Below are 19,034 nucleotides of genomic sequence, written 5' to 3'. Positions count from 1 at the left end.
GGTCCCCATCGTCTAGAGGCCTAGGACATCACCCTTTCACGGTGAGTACCGGGGTTCGAATCCCCGTGGGGACGCCAGTTCTGGCAAACATCACAAGTTGTTCGACAATCAAGCTGCCTGGTGCGGCTTTTTTTGCATTTGCGTGCAAACTTAACGAGATTGCATGTTGGCGAATCTGTTCTACACTGGACGAGGGTGGCCACCGTAGCCGCCTATCAAATCAGGGAGACGGACATGGAACTCCATTTGCACTCGCACCGCTGGGTGGCGCGCCAGCCTGACTGGGCGGCCGCGGCGGTAGCCGGCTTTGGCGCCGGCGGTATCCTCATGGTATTGGAAGTGGCCTGGGCGGCGATTGCCGGCGGGCGCGACCCGTGGCAGGTGACGCATATGGTCGCCGCCATGGTGCTCGGCTGGGACGCGCTGCAAACCACCGGCTATGCGCTGGGCATCCTGGTGGCGGCGCTGGCCGTGCACTACATCCTCGGCATCGCCTTCGGCATCATGCTGGCGGCGATCATCGCACCGTTCCAGCTCGACTCCAGCACCGGCATGGTGCTGCTGGCCGGCGCCGTGTTCGGGCTGGTGCTGTATGTGCTGAATTTCTATGGCATGTCCGGCGCGTTCTCGTGGTTTGCTGAAATGCGCGGCTGGGCCACGGCCATTTGCCATGCGCTGTTCGGCATGTCGGCCGCCTATATTTACCGCATGATGGAAAAGCCGTAAGACACACCGTTGTTGCGTGGTTCCTTGAGCATGTTGCTGGGCATGGCTTGAAGCGAAGCATTTGACAAGCATTTCGCAAAACGGGGGGCGGCTTATGGCTTTGGCACTGGCTTTGATCCTCATTGTGGTGGGCACGCTTGCGTTCCACCTGTGGAGTCCGTGGTGGCTCACGCCGCTGGCGTCGAACTGGCAGGCCATGGACGACGCGCTGATGCTGACGCTGGTCATCACGGCCGCCATCTTTATTATCATCAATCTGTTCGTGGCCTACGCGGTGATCAAGTTCCGTCACCGCGACGGCGTGCGCGCGTCCGCCGAGCACGGCAGCAAAAAGCTGGAGTGGTGGCTGATAGGCGTGACCACGGTGGGCATCGTCGTGATGCTGGCGCCGGGGCTGGACGTGTACGCCAAGCTGATCACCGCGCCGGCCAACGCCATGCAGTTCGAGGTCATGGGGCAGCAGTGGCAATGGCACTACCGGCTGCCCGGCAAGGACGGCCGCATGGGGCAGACCGATGTCACCCACATCAGCCCTGAAAATCCCTTCGGCGTGAACGCCAAGGACCCGAACGGCCAGGACGACGTGCTGGTCGACACGCAGGAAATCCACATCCCCCTCAACCGGCCGGTCAAGGTGCTGCTGCGCTCGCAGGATGTGCTGCACGATTTCTATGTGCCGCAGTTCCGCACCCGCATGAATATGGTGCCCGGCATGGTCACTTCGTTCTGGTTCACGCCCACCCGCACCGGGCGCTTCGAGGTGATGTGCGCGCAGCTGTGCGGCATCGGCCACGCCAATATGCGCGGCTACGTGGTGGTGGAGGAGGAGGCGGCCTACGCGGCCTGGCTGGCGGCGCAGCCCACCTTCGCCGGCAAGATGCGTGCGGGCGCGGCCGGCGGCGCAGGCGTTGCCGCAGCGGCGGCCGGCGCCGGCGCGGCGGGCGCCGAAGGCACGGAGGCGGGCTCGGCCGGAGCGGGCGCCGCCGGCCCTGCGGCTGCGGCCGCCGCCGGCGACACGGCCGCGCAGGGCAAGCTGCTGGCGCAGGCGCGCGGTTGCACGGCTTGCCACAGCGTGGACGGCAGTCCCGGCGTGGGGCCGAGCTGGAAGGGTTTGTACGGCAAGACCGAAACACTGGACAGCGGCAAGACCGCTGTGGCGGACGATGCCTATCTGAAGCAGTCCATCGCCGATCCCAAGGCGAGCATCGTGCGCGGCTTCCCACCTATCATGCCGCAGCAGCCGTTCACGGAGGCGGAGCTGTCGGCGATGGTGGACTACATCAAGACTGTGAAGTGACGCGGGAGCTGGCGATGGCATACGGAAGCGGACACGACGAGCATGAGTCTGGGGACGGCCATGACCACGGCCCCCAGAGCTGGGTCACGAAATACGTGTGGAGCCAGGACCACAAGGTGATCGCGGTGCAGTACGCGCTGACGGCCATCGTGGTCGGCCTGATCGGGCTGGTGCTGTCGGACCTGATGCGGCTGCAGCTGGGCTATCCCGGCAAGTTCGCCTTTATCGACGCGTCGCGCTACTACCAGTTCATCACCATGCACGGCATGATCATGGTGGTGTATCTGCTGACCGCGCTGTTCCTGGGCGGCTTCGGCAACTACCTGATCCCGCTGATGGTGGGCGCGCGCGACATGGTGTTCCCCTTCCTGAACATGCTCAGCTACTGGTTCTACCTGCTGTCCGTGCTGATACTGGTAGGCAGCTTCTTCGTGCCGGGCGGCCCCACCGGCGCGGGCTGGACGCTGTATCCGCCGCAGGCCATTCTGCCGGGCACGCCGGGCGTGGAGTGGGGCATCATCGTCATGCTGATTTCGCTGGTGGTGTTCATCGCGGCCGCCACGATGGGCGGCCTGAACTACGTCACCACGGTGCTGCAGGCGCGCACGCGCGGCATGACGCTGATGCGCATGCCGCTCACCGTGTGGGGCATCTTCGTGGCCACCATCCTGGCGCTGCTGGCTTTCCCGGCGCTGTTCGTCAGCGGCGTGATGATGTTGTTCGACAAAACGCTGGGCAGCAGCTTCTTCATGCCCGCCATCGTCTCCATGGGCCAGCACCTGAACCACCAGGGCGGCAATCCGCTGCTGTTCCAGCACCTGTTCTGGTTCTTCGGCCACCCCGAGGTCTACATCGTGGCATTGCCCGCCTTCGGGATTATTTCCGACCTGGTTAGCGTGCACGCGCGCAAATGCATCTTCGGCTACCGCATGATGGTGTGGGCCATCGTCATTATTGGCGGGCTCAGCTTTGTCGTGTGGGCGCACCATATGTATGTGAGCGGCATGCATCCGCTGTTCGGTTTCTTCTTCGCTACCACCACGCTGATTATCGCCGTGCCCACCGCGCTCAAGGTCTACAACTGGACGCTCACCTTGTGGCGCGGCGACATACATTTGACCGTGCCCATGCTGTTCGCGCTGGGCTTTATCAGCACATTCGTGCTGGGCGGCGTGACCGGCCTGTTCCTCGGCAATGTGAGCGTGGATATTCCGCTGTCCAACACCTATTTTGTGGTCGCGCATTTCCATATGGTGATGGGCGTTTCGCCTGTACTGGCGGTGTTTGGCGGCATTTACCACTGGTATCCCAAGATCAGCGGACGCATGTATAACGACGCGCTGGGCAAGCTGCACTTCTGGATTACTTTCCTGGGCGCCTATGCCATTTTCTTCCCCATGCATTACCTCGGCGTGCTGGGCATGCCGCGCCGCTACTACGCCTACGAAAACTACCAGTTCATTCCGGCGTCGGCGCAGCTGATGAATGAGTTCATCACCATCGCCGCGCTGGTGGTGGGCGTGGCGCAGCTGCTGTTTATCTTCAACATGGCTTATAGCACCTTCAGGGGCAAGGTGGCGGATGGCAATCCGTGGCGCGCCGCCAGCCTGGAATGGCTGACGCCTCAAACTCCGCCCGTGCATGGCAACTGGGGACCGCAGCTGCCGGTGGTGTATCGCGGCGCGTATGACTACGGCCAGCAGACCGGCGAGAGCGACTATATTCCGCAGAATGTGGGGCCGGACGATGAACTGGGAGGCCACCCGCCGGGCGCGCCGGCAGGCGGGGGCATGCCCGGCCAGCTTGCCGGCCAGGTGCCGGGCCATGGGCATGCGGTGCCCGGCGGAGGTGCGGCATGAGCGCCGGGACGGGCATGCAGGCGGCGCAGGCCGCGCAGCTTGCGCAGGCGGTGCCTGACGCGCGCAAGGTTGGCCTGTGGGTGTTCATGGGCGTGGTCACGTCGCTGTTCATGCTGTTCAGCGTGGCCTATGTGATGCGCATGGCGATGACGGATTGGCAGCCGCTGCGCTACGTGCCGTGGCAGCTGTGGCTCAGCACCGCAGTGCTGGCGCTGGCCAGCGCCGCATGGGAGCGCGCGCGCCGCAGCGGCGTGCGGACCGCAACCGCAGCCGGCGCTGCTTCCGGCGCTGCTTCCGGCGCTCCGTCCGGAGCCGCACCCGGAGCCGCACCCGGAGCCGCATCCGCTGTGCGCGCGGCGCTGCTGGCGTGTGGCTTGTCGCTGGCCTTCCTGGCGGTGCAGCTGTGGGCCTGGCAAGCGATGACGGACATGCGCTTCACCGTCAACGGCAACCCCGCCAGCAGCTTCTTCTATCTGCTGACCGGCCTGCACGGCCTGCACGTGGGCGGCGGCCTGGTGGCGGCCGCGCTGGCGGGTGCTGCCGCGCGCCGCAGCGCAAAGGGCGCGCCGGGTGCGCGGGCGCACGCTGCGTTCGCCGCCAGCGCTGCCCTGTGCGCGCGCTACTGGCATTTTTTATTGCTGCTGTGGCTGGCGCTGTTCGCGCTGATGTTCCTGGTCACGCCGGATTTCGTGCAGGTGGTTTGTGAAAGCGTCGGCATCCGGCCGCCGCAAGCGAGGTGAATCATGGATGCGTCCAGCGGCGGGGTGCAGGGCTTGGTCAGCGACTTTTCCAGCGACAAGGTGGCCTACCATGTCCCCTGGGGCAAGCTGATGATGTGGATCTTCCTGCTCAGCGACACCTTTATCTTCGGCAGTTTTCTCACCGGCTACATGACGGTGCGCCTGTCGGCCACGGCGGCCTGGCCCAATCCCAGCGAGGTGTTCGCGCTGACCATAGGGGGCACGACCTTGCCGCTGATACTGATCGCCATCATGACCTTTGTGCTCATCACCAGCAGCGGCACCATGGCCATGGCGGTCAACTACGCCTACCGGGGCGAGCGCGCCATCAGCGCGCGGCTGATGCTGGCGACCGCCGTGTTCGGCGCCATGTTCGTCTGCATGCAGGCCTTCGAGTGGACCAAGCTGATCCATGAAGGCGTGCGGCCCTGGGCCAATCCCATGGGCGCGGCCCAGTTCGGCTCCTGCTTCTTCATGATCACCGGCTTCCACGGCCTGCATGTGTCGGCCGGCGTGATCTACCTGCTGATCGTGGCGCGCCGCGTGCAGCGCGGGCATTATGAACGGGGCCACGGCGGGCAGGGCGGCAAATACGATATTGTTGAAATCGCCGGCCTGTACTGGCACTTCGTGGACCTGGTCTGGGTCTTCATTTTTGCGCTGTTCTACTTGTGGTAGGAGGGGCCATGTCCACCGCTTCCGCACAGCATCCGATCGGCATTTACTTCAAGATATGGGGCTTGCTGTTCATCCTCAGCGCCTTCTCGTATGCGGTCGATTTTTTCCATGTGCAGGGCTATCTGCGCTGGACCCTGATCCTGGTGCTGATGGCCGCCAAGGCCAGCCTGATCGTGGCCTATTTCATGCACCTGAAATGGGAGCGCCTGGCGCTGATTTACACCATCGTGATTCCGCCCACCGCGCTGCTGGTTCTGGTGTGGCTGATGATGGTGGAGGGCGACTACACCTTCTTCACCCGCATGGCGCATTTCGGCTAGTTCGAAAATATCGAACGTCGCGTGCAGTATTTTGCGTTTTGCCACGGGGCCGGGGTGGCGCATACTGCACAGCTTTTTCCCGCCTCCCATGCAGCTTAGACTCAAACTCCCGCTGGCCTTCGTGGCCGCCGTCCTGATCGCCCTGAGTTCCGGGCTGGCAGGCATATACCAACTCCACGCCGAACTCGAACGCAGCGGCCATGACGTGCAGCGCAGCTTTGCCCATGAGCGCGCGGTCGGCTACCTGGCCGTCGAGTTCAAGAACCAGCGCCTTGAATGGCGCAATATGCTGCTGCGCGGCGCGGACCCCGCGCTGCGCGCCCGGCACTGGCAAGCCATGCAGGCTTCCGAGCGCGAGATCACGGAAAAGACCGCCGCGCTGCTGCCGGAATTGACCGGCAAGCCGCGCGAACTGATGGAGCGCTTCGCCGCCGGCCACGCCGACCTGCGCCGCCGTTTCATCGAGGCCTACGCTGTCTACGCCGAGCAAGGCGCGGAGGCGGCCGACCGCCAGATGACCGCCAGCCGCGTCGTGCTGGACGATATGCTGACCGGCTTCATCGTGGCCCTGACCGAGGAAAGCAACGCCATCACGCGCCAGGCCGCCGACAACGCGCGCCACACCGTGCTGGTGGCGTCCTTGCTGATGGCCGCCGTGGCCGCCGCCACCATCGCCGCCGCGCTGATGCTCAGCCGCGGCATCTTGCGGCCGGTGCGCCGCGCCCTGGCGGTGGCGCAGGCGATTGCCGGCGGCGACCTGACCAGCCGCTTCGGCGCGCAGCCCGCCGATGAACTGGGCCAGCTGCTGTCTGCCCTGCAGCGCATGAACGCCAGCCTGGCCGGCATCGTGGGCGAGGTGCGCGGCGGCACCCGCCATATCGCGGCGGCGGCCGGCGAGATCGGCGCCGGCAGCGCGGACCTGTCGGTGCGCACCGAAACCCAGGCCGGCACGCTGGAGGAAACCGCATCCGCCATGGAGCAGCTGACGGCCACCGTGCAGCTCAATGCGGAGCACGCGCACCAGGCCAGCGCGCTGTCGCGCGCGGCGTCGGACGTGGCGCAGCAGGGCGGGGCGGCGGTGGCGCAAGTGGTCGACACCATGATGTCTATCCATGCCGCGTCGGCGCGCATCGCGGACATCATCGGCGTGATCGACGGCATCGCGTTCCAGACCAACATCCTGGCGCTGAATGCGGCGGTGGAGGCGGCGCGCGCGGGCGAGCAGGGCCGGGGCTTCGCCGTGGTGGCGGGCGAGGTGCGCACGCTGGCCCAGCGCAGCGCGGAAGCGGCGCGCCAGATCCGCGCGGTCATCACCGACGCCACGCGCACCACGGAGGCGGGCGAGGAACTGGCCGCGCGCGCCGGCCGCACCATGGAGAACGTGGTGGCCAGCGTGGGCCGGGTCAGCAACATCGTGGAAGAGATCGCCCACGCCAGTGCGCAGCAGAGCAGCGGGCTGGCGCAGATCAACCAAGCGGTGCTGCAGATGGACGGCGCCACGCAGCAGAACGCGGCGCTGGTGCAGCAGACTGCCGCCGCCTCTGGCGCGCTTGAGCAGCAGGCGGCGCAGCTGGCGCGCACGGTCGACATCTTCAAGCTGGAAAGCGGGCGCCTGGCCGCCGCCCATCCTTGATTTTCGCGTCGCCCGCGTGCTACAATTCGCCCACGCTTTTACGACGTCCCCATCGTCTAGAGGCCTAGGACATCACCCTTTCACGGTGAGTACCGGGGTTCGAATCCCCGTGGGGACGCCAAGTCAAAACAAGTGTGCAGATGCAGCCCTGGTGCGCCGGGGCTTTTGATTTTTTAAGATCACGCTGCGATAGAATAGGTCACGACAGATTTCTGTCCCCATCGTCTAGAGGCCTAGGACATCACCCTTTCACGGTGAGTACCGGGGTTCGAATCCCCGTGGGGACGCCAAACAGAAAAAAGCCGCCTTGCGCGGCTTTTTTTCCACATATGCCTACCGAAAACCAGCCCGCCGCCATGGCCACCTTAGCCCTGTTCTGCAAAGTCGTCGACAACTACGGCGACATCGGCATCTGCTGGCGCCTGGCGCGCCAGCTGCAAAGCGAGCACGGCATTGCCGTCACGCTGTGGGTGGACGACTTGCGCACCTTCCAGCGCATCTGCCCCGAGGTGGATCCCGGCACGGAGCTGCAGCAGATAGCCGGCGTGGCCGTGCGCCACTGGTCCGGGCAGGACGGCGCGTTCGCGCCGGCCGACATCGCGGACATCGTCATTGAATTTTTCGGCTGCGACATCCCGCCCGGCTATATCGCCGCCATGGCGCAGTGCGAACCGCGCCCGGTGTGGCTGAACCTGGAGGGCCTGACGGCGGAAGAGTGGGTGGAAGGCTGCCACACCTTGCCTTCGTCCCACCCGCGCTTGCCATTGACGAAACATTTCTTCTTCCCCGGCTTCACCGCGAAAACCGGCGGCCTGCTGCGCGAGTCCGCGCTGGAGGCGCAGCGCCTTGCCTTCGAGTCCGACCCCGCCGCCCGGGCCGCCTTCCTGGCGCGCTTCGGCGTGGTGCAGGCGGACATGGCCGCGCTTAAGGTGTCGCTGTTCTGCTACCCGCACGCGCCGGTGGCCGAGCTGTTCAGCGCCTGGGCGCAGGGCGGCGAGCCGGTGCTGTGCATGGTGCCCGAGGGTGTGGCGGCCGATGCGGTGCAGGCCTTCCTGGGTGTGGACGCCAAAGCCGGCGCCGCCCGCAGCAGCGGGGCGCTGACGGTGCGCGTGCTGCCCTTCGTGCCGCAGCAGGATTACGACCGGCTGCTGTGGGCCTGCGACCTCAATTTTGTGCGCGGGGAAGACTCGGTGGTGCGCGCGCAGTGGGCGGGCAAGCCCTTCGTGTGGCATATCTACCCGCAGGACGAGAATCTGCACCACAAGAAACTGCGCGCCTTCCTGGAGCGCTATGCGGCAGGCGGCGCGCTGGACGCGTTCTCGCTGTGCTGGAACGGCGCGCTGCAGCCCGGCGCCGGCAGCGATGCCCCGCCGGACTGGTCTGCGCTATGGTCCGCCCTGCGGGCGGCGCTGCCGGCCGCCGCCGGGCGCGCCGCCGGATGGCGCGAGCAGATCGCGTTGCATGGCGACCTGGCAACAAACCTGCTGCGTTTTGCTGCGTCGCTCAAGTAGGCGGCGCAAGAAAAATCAGGTATACTGCCCGGTTACTCTATCAAGTATTTTTACTCGGTATTATTACTCGATCAAACTAGAGCTTACGGCGTTAGAAGCCAGCAGGCGACAGATGATTTTCACGCAACCCACTTTATACGTACACTCGCTATGAAACCCGCAAAAGAAATTCGTGTTGGCAACATCATCATGGTTGACGCCAAGCCTTTCATCGTTCTGCGTTCTGACGTCAACGGTTCGAGCCGCACGGGCTTCACCTACAAATGGAAGATGAAGAATCTTCTGACGAACGCTCCCCTGGAAAACGTATTCCGCGGCGACGACAAATTCGACGTGGTGGTTCTGGACAAGAAGCCAGTGACCTACTCCTACTTCGCCGACCCGCTGTACGTCTTCATGGATCAAGAGTACAACCAGTACGAGATCGAAGAAGAAAACCTGGGCGACGCACTGAACTACCTGAAAGACGGTATGGAATGCGAAGCAGTGTTCTACGACGGCAAAGCCATCTCGGTAGAACTGCCAACCACCATCGCTCGCCTGGTTGCCTACTCGGAGCCTGCAGTCAAGGGCAACACTTCGGGCAACGTCCTGAAAGAAGCCAAGATCGAAAACGCGATCGAATCCAAGCAGCACATCGTGATGGTGCCGCTGTTCGTATCCCAGGACGACGTGATCGAGATCGACACCCGTACCAACGAATACAAGCGCGTAGTACGCAACTAAGTCCCGGACCGGGACTTGGCGGCACGCTCGCTGCAAGGAAAAGCCAGGTTCTGCGGAACCTGGCTTTTTTTTTACGCGAAGGGAACGAAGTTGATGCCGTTCTGGATCGCGCCGATCACCTGGGCATGGTTCTCCGGGCTGTCCGAGAACTGCACCAGCACGTTGGCCTGGGACGCCAGGTGGTTGTCCAGCACGTTCATCCAGTAAGCGAAGCCTGCCGCGTCCGGCTCGCGGTGCAGGGTGTTGGCGTAGAAGCGGGTCACCGCCTCGGCATTGGTCGGCGCCGCGCCGTACAGCGCCAGGCCCTCGTTGGACGACATGAAGTTCTTGGCGATCAGGTCCATCGGCGCGCCGCCGTCGCGCACCGCGATCCAGTAGCCCAGGCCAGGCAGGTCCGGCACGCGGTCGAACACCGCCTGGTACAGGCGGTAGGCCTGGCCCGCGTTGCCTTCGATGTCGAGCGCCACGTCGGCGTCGGCGAAGTGCAGGCGCTCCACGTTGCCCAGCACGTCCGAGCCGTCGCTGCCCAGCGGGTTGCTGACCAGACTGCCGTTCGCCGTGATGGTGATGCCGTAGCCGGCGCGCGCGCCAGTGTAGACCGCCGTATCGATGCCGCCGCCGCCGTCGATCACGTCGTTGCCGCCCAGGCCGCTGATGCGGTCGTTGCCCTGGTTGGCGATGATGCTCTCCGGGCTGGCGGTGCCGCTGATGATTTCACCGGCCAGGCTGCCAAAGCCCGCGCCCACCGTCGTGTGCGTGATGGTGCGCGCGTCGGCCGTGGTGTTGGCGATCATCTGGTAATTGACGAACACCGCGTCCAGGCTGCTGCTGGCCAGCGCCCCGCCGCTGGCGTAGTTGTAGTGGTTGGCGTCGCCGCCGCTGGACAAGCGCGTCAGCGCGCCGGTCTGGATATCCTTGATGAAGATGTCCGCGCGGCCGTCGCCGTCGCCCGGCGTGAAGTCCGAGGTGCTCTCGAACATCACGTAGCGGCCGTCGTTGGAGACGCTGGCGTTGCTGGAGTCGCCCAGGCCCTGCTGGCCGTCGGCGCCGGTCGATACGCGCAGCGTCACGCCGGTGGACAGGTCCTTGCGGAACACGTCGCGGTGCGCATTGGTGTCGCCCGCCACCAGGTTGCTGGCCTGGCTGGTGAACACCACGTAGCGGCCATCCGCCGACACCGAGGCGTTGTCGCTGTTGCCGTTGGCGCCCACGCCGCTCGAGCTGGTGGACACGCGGGTGAGGGCGCCGCTGTCCAGGTTCTTGGCGTAGATGTCCGCGTAGCTGTCGTCGCCCGCCGCCAGGTTGGTGGCGAAGGTGGTGAACACCGCCGTGCGCCCGTTGGACGACAGGGCCGTGTCCGCGCTGGGCGCGTTGGCCTGCACGCCGGCCGCCGTGGTGGATGCGTTCACCACCACGCCGGTCTGCGTGTTCTTGACGAACATGTCGTCCGTGCCGTTGGTGTCGCTGGCCACCAGGTTGGTGGCCTTGCTGATGAAGCCCACGTACAGCGCGCTGCCGGACAGCACCGCGTTGTAGCTCTGGCCGTTGGCCAGCGCGCCGGTGGCGGTGGTGGACGCGTTGAACAGCGTGCCGGTGGCCATGAACTTGACCATGATATTGGCGTTGCCGCCCACGGTGTTCTGGAAACTCACGGCGCCGGCGTCGGCCGCCAGCGAGGCATTGGTTTTTACGCCCGCCAGCGTGGACACCAGGGTCAGCGTGCCGGTCTGCAGGTCGCGCAGATAGATGTCGCCGTCATTGAGGCTGGTGTCGCTTGGCAGCAGCGACTGGTTGGAGGAGAACGCCACGTAGCGCCCGTTGGCGGAAATGCGGGCGCCGATATCGGGCGCGCTGATGTCGGTTTGCACCGTGCTAGATGTGTTTGGCAGCATGATAGTCGGATTTTTGTGAGTAGTGGTTGTAGGGGTATGGCCTACAAATTGTGCATCAGACAAGCCGCCCGGCCCCGCACGGTTCCACCCGGATATTTTTGTCCCGACGGAAAGTTTGTTATTCCTTTCAAAAAGATAATTAAATTAGTAGCTCGGAAATATTTCCGCTGCTATGCTAGTGGGTTACTGCATTGACACTTTCGCATAGCTACTTTTGGTACGCGCACTCACGGAGCTGGGTATGGATCGTAGGGGATTTGTTCGCATGGGTCTGGCCGCAGGAGCGGCAGGCATGGCAGCCAGCACGGACGCGGCGGCCAAAGCCGGACCCGGCGCCGTTCTGGACGGCGGCGTGCAGCTGCAGCAGGAGCTGATGGCGGCCAACAAGCTGACCTCGCACTCGCTCACTTCGCAATACCTGGCCCGCATCCGCAACATCGACAAGGCCGGCCCGCGCATCAACGCCATTATCGAGATCAACCCGGAAGCGCTGAAAATCGCCCGCGAGATGGACCGCGAGCGCCTGCTGCGCCGCGTGCGCGGCCCGCTGCACGGCATCCCCGTGCTCCTGAAGGACAACATCGCCACCGCCGACCGCATGAGCACCACCGCCGGTTCGCTGGCGCTGGCCGGCGTGCGCGCCGCGCGCGACGCCCACGTGGTGGCCCGGCTGCGCGCGGCCGGCGCCGTCATCATCGGCAAGACCAATCTGAGCGAGTGGGCCAATATGCGCTCCACGCATTCGGTGAGCGGCTGGAGCGCGCGCGGCGGCCTCACGCGCAACCCGTATTCGCTGGACCGCAATTGCAGCGGCTCCAGCTCCGGCTCCGGCGCCGCCATCGCGGCCGGCCTGGCCACGCTGGCCGTGGGCACCGAGACCGACGGCTCCATCGTTTCGCCCGCGTCGATCTGCGGCCTGGTCGGCATCAAGCCCACGCTGGGCCTGCTCAGCCGCAGCGGCATCATCCCCATCGCCCATTCGCAGGACACGGCCGGCCCCATGGCCCGCAGCGTGGCGGACGCCGCGCATATGCTGGCCGCCATGGCCGGCGCGGACCCGGCCGACGCCGCCACCGCCGGCAGCCAGGCAGCCGACTACGCCGCCGCGCTGGACCGCGCGGGCCTGCAGGGCAAGCGCCTGGGCGTGGCGCGCAACTTCTTCGGCAAGAACCCGGACGTGGACGCGGAAATGGCCAAGGCGCTGCAAGTGCTGCAGGCCCAGGGCGCGCAACTGGTGGACGTGGAAGTGCCCAATGTGAGCAAATACGAGGGCAGCGAAACCGAAGTGCTGCTGTACGAATTCAAGGCCGACCTGGCGGCCTACCTGAAAGACTACGCCCCCGGCGCGCCGGTGCGCAATATGGCCGACCTGGTGGAGTTCAACCGCAAGCACGCGGACAAGGAAATGCCTTACTTCGGCCAGGAATACCTGGAGCGCGCCGCCGCCAAGGGCGGTCTGGACGAGCAGGCCTACCTGGACGCGCTGGCCAACAACCAGCGCTACTCGCGCGCCGAAGGCATAGACCAGGTGATGCGCGAACACCGCCTGGACGCGCTGGTGGCGCCCACCGACGGCCCGGCGTGGCTGACGGACTTCATCAACGGCGACCATTACAACGCCAGCTTCTCCTCGCCCGCCGCCGTGGCGGGCTATCCGCACGTGACCGTGCCGGCCGGCTATGTGCACGGCCTGCCGGTGGGCCTGTCCTTCGTCGGCGGCAGCTATACCGAAGCCAAGCTGATCGGCATGGCCTACGCCTACGAGCAGGCCACCCACCACCGCCGCGCGCCGCAGTTCCCGGCCAGCGTGTCGCCGCAGCTGCGATAGAAAATCCTGATTTGACGGAATGTCCAATTCTGGATATTCTGTCCAAATGCGAAAACACAAGATAGTCCGCACCGCCGAACAGCAGCTGCTGCTGGACCAGCTCAAAAACGTGGCCGAAGGCCTGGGCCAGACCCTGGCCCCGTTCTGCGAGGTGGTGGTGCACGACCTGCTCGACCCGGCGCACGCCATCGCCGCCATCCACAACAACCTGTCCAGTCGCGCTGTCGGCGGCCCGGCCACGGAGCTGGGCCTGGCCCGCATCGGGGACGCCGCCTATCCTGCCATCGTGGCAAACTACCCCAACAGTTTCGCCGACGGGCGCCAGGCCAAGAGCACCTCCATCGGCGTGAAGGACTCCAGCGGGCGGTACGTCGCCGCGCTGTGCATCAATGTGGACCTGACCATGTTCCACGGCCTGCAAGCCATGTTCGGGCAGTTCAGCCGCATCGACGCCGGCGCCGCGCCGCAGGAATCGCTGGACCCGGCCGGCGCCGACGGCATCCGCCGCCGCATCGACGACTACGCGGCGCGCCTGTCCAGCACCCCGCGCACGCTCAAGGCCGGCGAGCGGCGCGCATTGATGGTGGAACTACGCGAGGCGGGCTGCCTGGAAGTGCGGCGCGCCATGGAAATCATCGCCCAGCATCTGGGCATTTCGAGAGCGACGGTGTACAGCTATGCCAAATAACGCGAGACTGCTGCTGATCGACAGCGTACAGGGCGAGTCCCTGATGAATTACCGCGACGTGCTGGACGCCACCCGCGAGGCCTTCGTGCTGCACCAGCAGGAGGAGGGCCGCGTGTTCCCGCTGGTGCGCGAGCGCCTGCCGGAAGGCGTGTGGGGCATCAAGTCGGGCAACGTGGCGGGGCAGAATCTGCTCGGCTTCAAGTCGGCCGGCTTCTGGCCCGGCAACCGCGAAAAGGGCGGCGAGCCGCACCAGGCCACCATCATGCTGGTCGATCCCGACACCGGCCGCCCGCTGTGCATCATCGACGGCAACGGCGTCACCACCATGCGCACCGGCGCGGCCGGCGGCCTGGGGCTGATACAGCTGGCGCGCGCCGACAGCGCCCGCCTGTGCGTGTTCGGCACCGGCGTGCAGGCCCGCATCCAGCTGCGCTACGCGCTCGAGCTGCTGCCCTCGCTGCGCCAGGTGGACTACGTGAGCGCCAGCGGCGAGCCGGACCTGGCCTTCGAGCGCCAGTTCTCCGAGCGCTGCAGCATCGCCATGGCGGCCGACCGCAACGCCGCCGTGGCGTTGGCCGACATCGTCATCACCGCCACGCCCGCGCGCGGGCCGCTGTTCAACCTGGACGCCGTGCGCCCCGGCACCCACTTCAGCTGCGTCGGCGCCGACACGCTGGGCAAGCGCGAGCTGCCCGAAGGCCTGCTGCAGCAGGCGCGCCTGTTCGTGGACGACCATGTCCAGGCGCGCCAGATCGGCGAGATGCAATGGGCGCCCGAGCTGCCCTGCCACCAGCTGGGCGAACTGCTGTCCGGCCAGTTGCAGGCGCACCGCAAGCCGGAAGACATCACCGTGTTCGACATGACCGGCATCGCGCTGCAGGACCTCACCGTGGCGCGGCTGATCTATGAACGCGCGCTGGCGCGGGGCGTGGGCAGCAGCGTGGCCTGGCCCTGGTAACAATTTTCAATCTCTGACAAAGGAAATCATGCAAGTCCTGCCTACCTACGACGACGTCGCCGCCGCTGCGCAGCGCATCGAAGGCCATGCCCACCGCACCCCGGTGCTGCGCTCGCGCACCGCCGACGAGGAACTGGGCGCGCAAATCTTCTTCAAGGCCGAGAACATGCAGCGCATGGGCGCCTTCAAGTTCCGCGGCGCCTTCAACGCGCTGTCGCGCTTCGACGCGGCGCAGCGCAAGGCCGGCGTGGTGGCTTTCTCGTCTGGCAACCACGCGCAGGCCATCGCCCTGTCCGCGCGCCTGCTCGGCATTCCCGCCACCATCGTCATGCCGCAGGACGCGCCGGCCGCCAAGGTTGCCGCCACCAAGGGCTACGGCGGCAAAGTGGTGCTGTACGACCGCTACACCGAAGACCGCGAAGCCATCGGCCGCAGGCTGGCCGAGGAGGGCGGCCTGACGCTGATCCCGCCGTATGACCACCCGGACGTCATCGCCGGCCAGGGCACGGCGGCCAAGGAGCTGTTCGACGAAGTGGGCCCGCTGGACGCGCTGTTCGTCTGCCTGGGCGGCGGCGGCCTGCTGTCCGGCTCCGCGCTGGCGGCGCGCGCGCTGTCGCCGGACTGCAAAATCTACGGCGTGGAGCCGGAGGCCGGCAACGACGGCCAGCAATCGTTCCGCAGCGGCGCCATCGTCCACATCGACACGCCGCAAACCATCGCCGACGGCGCCCAGACCCAGCACCTGGGCAATTACACCTTCGACATCATCCGCCGCGACGTGGACGACGTGCTCACCGTCAGCGACGCCCAGCTGGTGGAGGAAATGCGCTTCTTCGCCGCGCGCATGAAGATCGTGGTCGAGCCCACCGGCTGCCTCGGCTTCGCCGCCGCGCGCGCCATGCGCGAGCAGCTCAAGGGCAAGCGCGTGGGCGTCATCATCAGCGGCGGCAATGTGGACATGGCGCGCTTCTGCGCGTTATTGGCCTAAAGGACAAGTTACGGGCCGGGCGGGCGCAGGTACAGTCGCACCATCAACGATGAAGGCGAGGACACCGAAATGCATTCCGTACAACAGGAAGTCGACGAGCGCAGCAACCTGACCGGCACCAACAAGTTCGAGCTGCTGCTGTTCCGCCTGGGCGGCGACGCCAGCGGCGACCGCAACGAGCTGTTCGGCATCAATGTGTTCAAAATCCGCGAGATCGTCGCCATGCCGCCCATCACGGCGGTGGCCGGCTCGCAGCCGCACATGCTGGGCGTGGTCAACCTGCGCGGCCAGATCATCCAGGTGCTCGACCTGCCCGCCATCTGCGGCTGCACGCCGAAGACCGGCCTGAACATCATGCTGGTCACCGAGTTTGCCCGCACCACGCAGGCCTTCGCGGTGGAATCGGTGGAAGACATTGTGCGGCTGGACTGGGGCCAGGTGCTGTCGGCGGAATCGACCGCCGTGGGTGGCGTGGTCACCAGCATCGCCCGCCTGGACGGCGCCAACGGCTCGCGCCTGGCGCAAGTGCTGGACGTGGAAACCATCCTGCGCAGCATGAACCCGACCGACCGTCCGGATGTCGATCCCGAGACCATAGGCCCCAGCCTGAACCTGCGCCCCGGCACCATGATACTGGCGGCGGACGACTCGGTGGTGGCGCGCACGCTGATCGAGAAGGGGCTGGAAGCCATGGGCGCGCCCTTCATCATGACCAAATCCGGCAAGGAAGCCTGGGACAAGCTGGGCCAGATCGCCGCCGCCGCCGAAGCCGAAGGCAAGACCGTGTACGACAAGATCGCCCTGGTGCTGACCGACCTGGAAATGCCGGAAATGGACGGCTTCACCCTGACGCGCAACATCAAGCAGACCTCGCGCTACGCGGCGCTGCCGGTGGTCATCCATTCCTCGCTGTCGGGCACCACCAACGAGGAGCACGTCAAGACCGTGGGCGCGGACGCCTACGTGGCCAAATTCATGGCCGAGGAACTGGCCGCCACCATCCGCAAGGTGCTGGCGAAATAGCACGGCGCGCGGGGGAAATCGCGGTAGAATTTAAGCGGGCGCCATCCAGGGCGTCCGCCGGCCGTGATGGAACCCATGCTGCAAATCGACTTCCCGATCCGCAAAGAATGCCCGCCTGGCGCCTGCGACTGCAAGCGTGAGCAGCTGCTCGAGGGCGCAACGGCGGACATGGCCGCGCTGGCCGTGCTGCGGTTGACCAAGGAAGACGAAAAGCGGCTGATCCAGCGCATCGAAGCCGCTGAAAGCTACGAAGACCTGCAGCGCATCGGCCTGCGCCTGCAAGAGAATCTCGGCGTGGCGCTGAAGATCGCCCCCGGCGACAACGAAGTGCGCACCGTGATGGGCCTGCAGATCGAACTGAGCATGCGCCCCGGCCTATGCCGCAAAACCCGCGAAGCCATCCCGGCCGCCGTGCGCCGCTGCCTCAAGAAAAACCCCGCCATCATCTACGCCATCCTGGATGCGCACGACCTGTTTGGCGTGCAATAGCCGTGCCGGGTGCAAACACCGCCAAACTGGCCGGACAGATAATGAAGGTGAACCATGCCGGCGAGCAGGGTGCGGTAAGCATCTACACCGGCCAGATTTTCATGGCGCGTTTCACCGCGAAATCGCTTCTGCCGGAACTGGTCGCCTTCAGGGCGGATGAAGAAAAACACAGGGCCATTTTTCAAAAAGAACTGGCGCGGCGAGACTTAAAGCGTTGCAAAAGTTACTGGCTGTGTGCTGGAGGAGGAATTGTTCTGGGCGTCATAACCGGATTGTTTGGCGCCCGCGCCATATCGATCACGACCGTGGCTGTCGAACGAGTGGTGCTACGCCACCTGCGCGAGCAAATTGCGCTCCTGGCGGACGATGCCGCCGCCGTTTCCGCAATCTCTGCGATACTGAACGAAGAGCAGGAGCATCACGACAAAGCCTTGAACCATAGCCAAACGAGCGATGTCATGGGGCAGCTGCTCGGTTCTGTCGTATCCGGCGCCACCGAGAGCGTCATCTGGCTTGGGATGCGGCTTTAGGGATAAACCGCCTGATTCTAGGCTTCAGGCAGCACGAATTGCGCAATGGCGAGGTAGTGCAGGGCGCTGCCGAGCAACACGAAAAGGTGCCAGATGCCATGCGCGTGGCGCATGCGGGTGTCGATCACGTAGAAGATGATGCCGACCGTGTAGAACAGGCCGCCCGCCAGCACGTAGGCAAAGCCGTCATTGCCCAGCGAGGCGCGCAAAGGCAGCACCATCAGCACCGCCGACCAGCCCATGGTCAGATAAATCACCACCGACAGCCAGCGGTTCTCGCTTTTCCGCAACTCCTGCACGATGCCGACGAACGCCAGCAGCCAGACGGCGGCCAGCAAAGCCCAGCCGAGCTGGCTGTCCAGCGCCAGGCTGCAAAATGGCGTGTAGGTGCCCGCAATCAGGACGTAGATCGCGCAATGGTCGAACTTCTGCCACAAGGCTTTCACGCGGCCCATGCTGGCGTGGTAGACGGTTGAGCAGGCGTACAGCAGCACCAGGCTGAAACAGTACACGCCGATGCTGACCACGCTCTGCCAGGGACCACTCTGCACCTGTCCCAGTAGATACACCGACCCGCCAGCAGCCAGCAGCGCTCCCGCCAAGTGTGTTGCCGCGTTGAACTTTTCGCCTGCTTGCGCAAACCTGGCCATGGCGTACCTTTCAATGAGTCGTCGACCCATTGTAGACGCGATTTGCGATAGGACTGTGACGGAGTTCACATATTGCTACGAAGGCTGCACCAGATTGATCAGGTTGCCGCACGTGTCTTCGAACAGCACGCCGGTGATCGGCCCCATATTGGTGGGCTCGCCACGGAACACCACGCCCAGTTCCTTCAGGCGCGTGTATTCGGATTGGATGTCGTCGGTGAGGAAGGCGGTGGCGGGGATGCCTGCTTCGTAGAGCGCGCTCTGGTAGGCGTGCGCGGGCGGGAAGCCGATGGGTTCCAGCACCAGCTCAACGCCCTCGGCGCCTTCCGGCGAGGTCACGGTCAGCCAGCGGAAGCTCCCCATCGGGATGTCGTTCTTGACGGTGAAGCCCAGCACGCCCGTGTAGAAGGCCAGCGCCTTGTTCTGGTCGTCGACCATGATGCCAGCCAGTCCGATTCTCATGCAGCTCTCCTGATCCAGTGGTGATTAAACCAACTG

The 19,034-nt window shown here is 65.3% G+C and carries 19 protein-coding genes and 3 tRNA genes; 19 read left to right on the top strand and 3 right to left on the bottom strand.

The annotated features are described in order from the left end of the window. The first annotated feature begins 1 nt into the window (after position 1). The 12 genes from AC07S4_RS23760 (at position 2) to AC07S4_RS23705 (ending at position 9,490) form a co-directional block, all read left to right on the top strand. Positions 2 to 77 (top strand) — tRNA-Glu (locus AC07S4_RS23760). 157 nt (positions 78 to 234) lie between these two features. Beyond that, the gene (locus AC07S4_RS23755) at positions 235 to 726 is read left to right on the top strand and encodes a hypothetical protein (protein ID WP_161072990.1); all 492 of its coding nucleotides are present in this window, start codon (positions 235 to 237) and stop codon (positions 724 to 726) included. A gap of 94 nt (positions 727 to 820) precedes the next feature. Continuing rightward, complete coding sequence (locus tag AC07S4_RS23750) at positions 821 to 2,023, top strand: c-type cytochrome (protein WP_494988966.1); 1,203 nt, start codon at positions 821 to 823, stop codon at positions 2,021 to 2,023. A 14-nt stretch (positions 2,024 to 2,037) separates the two neighbouring features. Beyond that, positions 2,038 to 3,882 carry a cytochrome c oxidase subunit I gene (locus AC07S4_RS23745; protein ID WP_494988965.1) on the top strand — a complete coding sequence of 615 codons (1,845 nt, stop codon included), beginning with the start codon at positions 2,038 to 2,040 and terminating at the stop codon, positions 3,880 to 3,882. Further along, positions 3,879 to 4,622 (top strand): cytochrome c oxidase subunit 3, encoded by a 744-nt coding sequence (locus AC07S4_RS23740; RefSeq protein WP_494988964.1) that lies wholly within the window; start codon positions 3,879 to 3,881, stop codon positions 4,620 to 4,622. The genes AC07S4_RS23745 and AC07S4_RS23740 overlap by 4 nt, the downstream gene beginning before the upstream one ends. A gap of 3 nt (positions 4,623 to 4,625) precedes the next feature. Beyond that, positions 4,626 to 5,300, top strand: coding sequence for a heme-copper oxidase subunit III family protein (locus tag AC07S4_RS23735; protein WP_494988963.1), 675 nt, complete (start codon positions 4,626 to 4,628; stop codon positions 5,298 to 5,300). Positions 5,301 to 5,308: 8 nt separating this feature from the next. Next, complete coding sequence (locus AC07S4_RS23730) at positions 5,309 to 5,620, top strand: cytochrome C oxidase subunit IV family protein (RefSeq protein WP_494988962.1); 312 nt, start codon at positions 5,309 to 5,311, stop codon at positions 5,618 to 5,620. 88 nt (positions 5,621 to 5,708) lie between these two features. Further along, positions 5,709 to 7,253, top strand: a complete 1,545-nt coding sequence (locus AC07S4_RS23725; RefSeq protein WP_494988961.1) for a methyl-accepting chemotaxis protein — start codon at positions 5,709 to 5,711, stop codon at positions 7,251 to 7,253. Positions 7,254 to 7,298: 45 nt separating this feature from the next. Then, a tRNA-Glu gene (locus AC07S4_RS23720) sits at positions 7,299 to 7,374 on the top strand. A 93-nt stretch (positions 7,375 to 7,467) separates the two neighbouring features. Then, positions 7,468 to 7,543, top strand: a tRNA-Glu gene (locus tag AC07S4_RS23715). A gap of 39 nt (positions 7,544 to 7,582) precedes the next feature. After that, on the top strand, positions 7,583 to 8,764 hold the full coding sequence (earP, locus tag AC07S4_RS23710) for an elongation factor P maturation arginine rhamnosyltransferase EarP (protein WP_494988960.1): 1,182 nt from the start codon (positions 7,583 to 7,585) through the stop codon (positions 8,762 to 8,764). Positions 8,765 to 8,914: 150 nt separating this feature from the next. Continuing rightward, a complete protein-coding gene (locus AC07S4_RS23705; RefSeq protein WP_161074669.1) occupies positions 8,915 to 9,490 on the top strand; it encodes an elongation factor P in 576 nt (191 codons plus the stop codon). Between the two features lie 71 nt (positions 9,491 to 9,561). On the opposite strand, the gene AC07S4_RS23700 is transcribed toward AC07S4_RS23705, so the two are convergent. Then, positions 9,562 to 11,382 (bottom strand): DUF4214 domain-containing protein, encoded by a 1,821-nt coding sequence (locus AC07S4_RS23700; protein ID WP_494988959.1) that lies wholly within the window; start codon positions 11,380 to 11,382, stop codon positions 9,562 to 9,564. Between the two features lie 241 nt (positions 11,383 to 11,623). Here AC07S4_RS23700 and AC07S4_RS23695 point away from each other — a divergent pair, with 241 nt between their 5' ends. The 7 genes from AC07S4_RS23695 (at position 11,624) to AC07S4_RS23665 (ending at position 17,886) form a co-directional block, all read left to right on the top strand. Further along, positions 11,624 to 13,210 carry an amidase gene (locus AC07S4_RS23695; protein ID WP_494988958.1) on the top strand — a complete coding sequence of 529 codons (1,587 nt, stop codon included), beginning with the start codon at positions 11,624 to 11,626 and terminating at the stop codon, positions 13,208 to 13,210. Positions 13,211 to 13,256: 46 nt separating this feature from the next. Next, entirely contained in the window at positions 13,257 to 13,898 is a 642-nt protein-coding gene (locus tag AC07S4_RS23690) for a helix-turn-helix transcriptional regulator (RefSeq protein WP_494988957.1), read from the top strand. Beyond that, positions 13,888 to 14,856 (top strand): ornithine cyclodeaminase family protein, encoded by a 969-nt coding sequence (locus tag AC07S4_RS23685; protein WP_494988956.1) that lies wholly within the window; start codon positions 13,888 to 13,890, stop codon positions 14,854 to 14,856. Before AC07S4_RS23690 ends, AC07S4_RS23685 begins: the two co-directional genes overlap by 11 nt. A gap of 28 nt (positions 14,857 to 14,884) precedes the next feature. Beyond that, entirely contained in the window at positions 14,885 to 15,844 is a 960-nt protein-coding gene (locus tag AC07S4_RS23680) for a threo-3-hydroxy-L-aspartate ammonia-lyase (protein WP_228893353.1), read from the top strand. Positions 15,845 to 15,913: 69 nt separating this feature from the next. Next, positions 15,914 to 16,867, top strand: coding sequence for a chemotaxis protein (locus tag AC07S4_RS23675; RefSeq protein WP_494988955.1), 954 nt, complete (start codon positions 15,914 to 15,916; stop codon positions 16,865 to 16,867). A gap of 66 nt (positions 16,868 to 16,933) precedes the next feature. After that, the gene (locus AC07S4_RS23670; protein ID WP_494988954.1) at positions 16,934 to 17,356 is read left to right on the top strand and encodes a hypothetical protein; all 423 of its coding nucleotides are present in this window, start codon (positions 16,934 to 16,936) and stop codon (positions 17,354 to 17,356) included. Between the two features lie 41 nt (positions 17,357 to 17,397). Beyond that, the gene (locus tag AC07S4_RS23665) at positions 17,398 to 17,886 is read left to right on the top strand and encodes a demethoxyubiquinone hydroxylase family protein (RefSeq protein WP_494988953.1); all 489 of its coding nucleotides are present in this window, start codon (positions 17,398 to 17,400) and stop codon (positions 17,884 to 17,886) included. A 17-nt stretch (positions 17,887 to 17,903) separates the two neighbouring features. Here the strand turns inward: AC07S4_RS23665 and trhA are convergent, their stop codons facing one another. Together trhA and AC07S4_RS23655 are read right to left on the bottom strand one after the other, a co-directional pair. After that, positions 17,904 to 18,536 carry a PAQR family membrane homeostasis protein TrhA gene (gene trhA / locus AC07S4_RS23660; RefSeq protein WP_494988952.1) on the bottom strand — a complete coding sequence of 211 codons (633 nt, stop codon included), beginning with the start codon at positions 18,534 to 18,536 and terminating at the stop codon, positions 17,904 to 17,906. Positions 18,537 to 18,611: 75 nt separating this feature from the next. Further along, positions 18,612 to 18,998, bottom strand: a complete 387-nt coding sequence (locus tag AC07S4_RS23655; RefSeq protein ID WP_161074681.1) for a VOC family protein — start codon at positions 18,996 to 18,998, stop codon at positions 18,612 to 18,614. Positions 18,999 to 19,034 lie beyond the last annotated feature (36 nt).

It is taken from the genome of Pseudoduganella sp. GW821-FHT05F09 (assembly GCF_059419605.1).
The sequence above is the reverse complement of the archived record's forward strand: the minus strand, read 5'-3'. Positions and strand labels throughout refer to the sequence as shown.